3 protein-coding genes are annotated in these 5,231 nt (G+C 47.0%); all 3 read left to right on the forward strand.

Translation table 11 applies throughout. From position 1 onward, the window contains the following. Positions 1-286: 286 nt before the first annotated feature. Entirely contained in the window at positions 287-1,240 is a 954-nt protein-coding gene (locus CXF78_RS09305) for a DmsE family decaheme c-type cytochrome (protein ID WP_011638573.1), read from the forward strand. Between the two features lie 15 nt (positions 1,241-1,255). Further along, a complete protein-coding gene (locus CXF78_RS09310) occupies positions 1,256-3,262 on the forward strand; it encodes an MtrB/PioB family decaheme-associated outer membrane protein (RefSeq protein WP_102036610.1) in 2,007 nt (668 codons plus the stop codon). A gap of 40 nt (positions 3,263-3,302) precedes the next feature. Further along, on the forward strand, positions 3,303-5,231 hold a 1,929-nt coding region (locus CXF78_RS09315), incomplete at its 3' end, for a DMSO/selenate family reductase complex A subunit (RefSeq protein ID WP_102036611.1).

Here is a 5,231-nt window from a genome sequence, read left to right on the forward strand (position 1 = left end):
CAAATTTAAAATCATGTTCATCAGTAGGGTTTTTTAAATTAACTTCTTTAAAATCAGATGGTTGAAGTTTTGTTTTTGAGATTTTTAATATTAAAAAACACATACAATAGATGGCGATAAATAAAGATCTTGATCCCGAATAAATCATTTTTAAATTAAAAATCACAGATCTAATAATACCTCCAAAGTAATAGTTCGTATTTTTGTTAATTCAAATTACACTTTAAATGCAAACTAATTAACACAAACGTTAACAAATCATAAAATAATTAACTGTAAGGCCAAGATGATGAACAAATGTATTATCACTACGTTACTTTGTGGGATATTCGCTTTCGCGTGCTTATCTCTCTCAGTTCAGGCGGCCCCCTGGAATCAACTCACTGGTGAACAACTAGAACAGCAACTGACGGAGAAATTTGCTCAAGGTAATTACTCTAACAAAGGTGCCGACTCTTGCCTGATGTGTCATAAGAAAAATGACAAGGTCATGGCGATATTCGATAGCGTGCACGGTAGCCCGAGCCAACAGGGTTCGCCTATGGCGGGTCTGCAATGCGAAGCCTGTCATGGCCCGTTAGGTGCGCATAACAAAGGCGGTAAGGAGCCGATGATCGCCTTTGGCAAAGAGAGCAAGCTTTCCGCTCAAAGTCAGAACAGTGTCTGCCTAGGTTGCCATAACGATCCTAAGCAGATGGCATGGCATAGCAGCAGCCACAATTTAGACGAGGTGGCCTGCAGCGATTGTCATAATATCCACACCGACAACGATCCGGTTATGGACAAGCTTACGGTTAATGACACCTGTACCTCTTGCCACACGCAGCAAAAATCTGACATGAATAAGCGCTCATCTCACCCGATGAAGTGGGATCAAATGACCTGTATCGATTGTCATAATCCACACGGTTCTATGAGTGAAAGTGCGCTGAATCACGCCACTGTGAATGACACTTGTTATAGCTGTCATGGCGAAAAACGTGGCCCTGTTTTATGGGAGCATGCGCCAGTGACAGAAAATTGTGCCAACTGTCATAACCCCCATGGCAGCGTTAACGAAGCCATGCTCACCCAAAGAGCACCACAACTGTGTCAGCAATGTCATATGGATGATGGTCATGCAAGCCGTGTTGTACAACAAAGCGGAAGTGATGCGTTTGGCGGCGGTAAGAGTTGCCTCAATTGTCATAGCCAGATCCATGGCTCCAATCACCCAGCCGGCAGCAAGCTGCAGCGCTAATTAGGAGTAACTCAAATGAGATTCAAATTTAACCTCATCACGTTATCACTTCTCGCTATATCTGGCGCGATAACGGGCTCTGCAATGGCGGCTGACTTTGGCGTGAACAAGGCCAATACCAGTACCGTTAACCAACAAGTATTTCAGTGTAAGCGTTGCCCTCAAGTTGCTGGTTATATCGGCACCATCGGGGTCAATGCCGCGTATATTGACAGTGATGACATTCACTCCGGTAATGCGTTCGGTACCGACAATGACGGGGCTAATGGCAGTGTGGATGCCGATTTACATTATCGAAATACCGCAGGCTATAAAGCCAAGTTTCAGGCACACCAATTAGGTTTGGATAACGGCTTTGCTCATCTTGAAGCGGGAAAGTCAGGCCACTATAAACTGGTTGCCGATTATCAACAGCTAACCCGTTATCAGTCTGGCGATGCACGCAGTCAGTTATGGTACAAAGACGGCGTACTGACACCGAGTGAGCATACTCAAATTCAGGAGCTCTCGCTGCAGAGGAATAAAGCTGGCTTGGGTTTGAGCTATGGCCAAGACTTTTATCAGGCTTATGTGCGTTATGAGCACGAGAATAAAACCGGTTACCAGAGCAGTAGTATTGTCACTCCGCGTCCAGTTAATTTTGGCCTGCCAGTCGATGCCAACACTGATAACCTCACCGCGGGTTTGTCATTGTCTGGCGATAGTTGGACTACCAACCTGAATTATTTCGTGAGCCAGTATAAAAACGATGTTGACGCGTTAAGTCTTCCTTATCTGTATGACGTTTTTGCACCTGCTCCAGACAATCAGGCTCATCAAATTAGCTTGTCTGGCCAATATCAATTAAACCGCACCGTTATGAGTGGTCGCTTGGCATCGGGCAAGATGACCCAAGATGATAATTTGATTCAAATGTCGGGTAATCCACTGCAAAACTGGGACGGAGAAGTCGATACCTTAGACGGCAAGCTGTCTGTCACTTCGCTGCTAAGTAACAAGCTCAGACTCGGCGGCAGTGTCGATTACAGCAAGCGTGACAATAAGGGATCGGTATGGGAATTCGCTCAATATGAAGTTAACGGGATCTCGGGGGCATTTAAACAGAATATCCCTTTAGACACCGAACGCCGCGGCCTCAAGCTTAATGCCAGTTACCGCCTAAGCAGTGACTATCGCTTACAGGCTGGCTATGACCGCAAAGAGATGGAGCGCAGTTATGGTGACCGTGAACAGACCAATGATGACGCCCTATGGGCCAAGCTCAATGTCCGTGCATTGGATGACATCAAGCTTAAGTTTAAGGCCAGCCTCGATAACCGTGGAGGCAGCGAATATCAAACTAGCGAACTGACGTCATCAGAAACGAATCCTTTGCTTCGCAAATATTACCTGGCTGATAGAAAGCGCACTGCCTTCGAAGCCAAGTTTAATCACACCCCAACGTCGTGGCTCAGTGTGGATATGACCGCCCGCTATGCCAAAGATGATTATAACGAGACTCAACTGGGTCTGACCGAATCTGAAGACTACGGTTATGACATCAATCTTGGGCTGCAGCTGAATGCACACCTATCTGGCTATGCCTTTGCTGGTCAGCAGTGGATCGACGCTGCACAAGCTGGCAGTCAGGGTTTCTCAAGCCCTGACTGGTTCGCCGATATCGAAGATGAGTTTATTAATCTGGGGGTTGGTTTCAACTATAGCGGGCTGCTTGAAGACAGGCTCAGCCTAGGCGGCGACTACTTATTTGCTAACTCTGCCAGCAACACGCTGGTCACCTATGACGTTACCACGCCACAGGGGGATTACACCTCTTTCAACCATAGTCTCAAACTGCATGCGAACTACGCATTAAGCGAAGAGATGGCGTTAAAGCTGGCTTACCAGTATGAGCGCTATTACGACACCGATTATGCGCAAATTGATGTCAATACAGTTCCAGGACTGACCACCTTAGGTAGCCTGAACCATAACTATAACGCGCACCAAGTGATGTTGTCGTTTAGCTACCAGCTGCGCTAATGCAAACAGTGCTAATCATAACTGCAATGAGGAAAAGATAATGGAACGCAGAAGTTTCTTAAAAATGAGTGCCGCACTAAGTTGCGTAGCAACGGTTTCAGGCTGTAACTCAAGCTCTAAAGATGTTGAAGTAGTGCCGCCTACGCCACCAGTTGCCGGTGAAAAACTCAATTGGTCGGCTTGTTTGGTTAACTGTGGATCTAACTGTCCGGTACAGGTTTTTTCTACCGATGGGGTGATTACCCGGGTAGAGTCTCAATTTACCACCACAGATAAGTACGGCGACCATGATGTGCGCGCTTGCCCACGGGGACGCTCTTTGCGTAAACGTGTTTATGCACCTGATCGTCTGAAATACCCAATGAAGCGTGTTGGTCCTCGTGGTAGCGGACAATTTGAGCGGATTAGCTGGGATGAAGCCCTGGATCTTGTCGCTGAAAAACTGCAAGGCACTATAGATCAGTACGGTAATGAATCGATTCACTTCACCTATAACTCGGGTGCACGTTATCACTTCTCCGGTAAGCAATGTCTGTATCGCTTAATGAACCTTAAGGGCGGTTATCTTAACGCTTATGGCGATTATAGCTGGTCACAAATTTATGAAGCAGCCGGACAAACATATGGCTCTGCAGGCCCTGGCTGGCAAGGAAGTAGTGTGTCTGAAATGCAAAACTCAGACTTAGTGCTGATGGTTGGTTACAACCCATCCGAAATCCGCATGAGTGGTTCGGGCGAAGCCTATGACTTCTTGGTGCAGAAACAAAAGCATAACTTTAAAACTATCTTGATTGATCCACGTTACACCGACTCTGCCGTAGGTAAAGAAGATCAGTGGCTGGCAATTCGTCCGGGTACCGACGCGGCGCTATTCGAAGCCTTAGCCTATGAATGGATCACCACTAACACCGTTAATCAGGCCTTCCTGGATAAATACTGTGTCGGTTATGACGAGAAAACCATGCCTGAAGGCGTTGGATATGAAGAGAGCTACAAGGCGTATATTCTCGATAACGCGAAAGTTGGCGACTTAACTCCGGGTGTTAATGCTAAAACGCCAGAGTGGGCTGCTGCTATTACCGGTATCGAAGCTCATCTCATTGTCGAATTGGCCCGCGAACTGGCTGCGGCTCGTGCACCTTTCATTCAAATTGCCGCCTCGCTAAACCGTCAGGCTGCTGGTGAAAACAACACCCGTGCGGGTTACATGCTACCCATCCTGTTAGGTCAATTGGGTCTGCCGGGCACTAACTGTGGTGGTTTGTGTAAGGGCTCTTCTTTACACGCACCATCAATGCCTACTGGCTCAAACCCAGTGAAGAAAGCGATATCATTCTTTACCTTCACTCAGGCCATCGAAGACGGCAAAAACATGACCGTTCTGTCCGATGGAGTACAAGGTGTCGACCTTGATGAAGCGGGTGACGGTAAGTTGGATACTGATATTAAGGCGATTATCAACTACGGTGGTAATGCCCTAATTAACCAACACTCTGAAGTGCGTAAAACAGAGAAGCTACTCCAGGATGAAACTAAATGTGAATTTATCCTAGTGGTCGACAACTGGATGACACCCAGTGCTAAGTTTGCCGATGTTTTATTGCCAGACGTGTCATGGCTTGAATCAGAAGACTTAGTTAACCAAAGTTACGCCGCAGGTGATACCGCCTCCTTGGTACAGATGAGCAGCAGTGTCGACCCTATGTTCGAGAGCCGTCCTATCTATGAGGTCTGTGTCGACTTAGCAAGACGCATGGGAGTTGAAGCCGAGTTTACCGAAGGTAAGAGTCGCAAAGATTGGCTGGATCAATTCTATGCCGAATCTAAAGAGGCTACCCCAGAATTACCAGCAAAAGAGGTGATGCTCACACAGGGTATCTATCGCAAATATTTGCCGAACGGGGGTTATATCGTACTGGAAGATTTCCGTACCGATCCCGATGCCAATCCACTCGGCACACCCTCTGGA

This window comes from Shewanella sp. 11B5, from assembly GCF_002836795.1.
Classification (GTDB): domain Bacteria; phylum Pseudomonadota; class Gammaproteobacteria; order Enterobacterales; family Shewanellaceae; genus Shewanella; species Shewanella frigidimarina.

What these genes read in the sequence shown, in the direction of transcription:
- CXF78_RS09310 (WP_102036610.1), top strand. Translation starts at nt 1,256, where the DNA reads ATGAGATTCAAATTTAACCTCATCACGTTATCACTTCTCGCTATATCT.
- CXF78_RS09305 (WP_011638573.1), top strand. Translation starts at nt 287, where the DNA reads ATGATGAACAAATGTATTATCACTACGTTACTTTGTGGGATATTCGCT.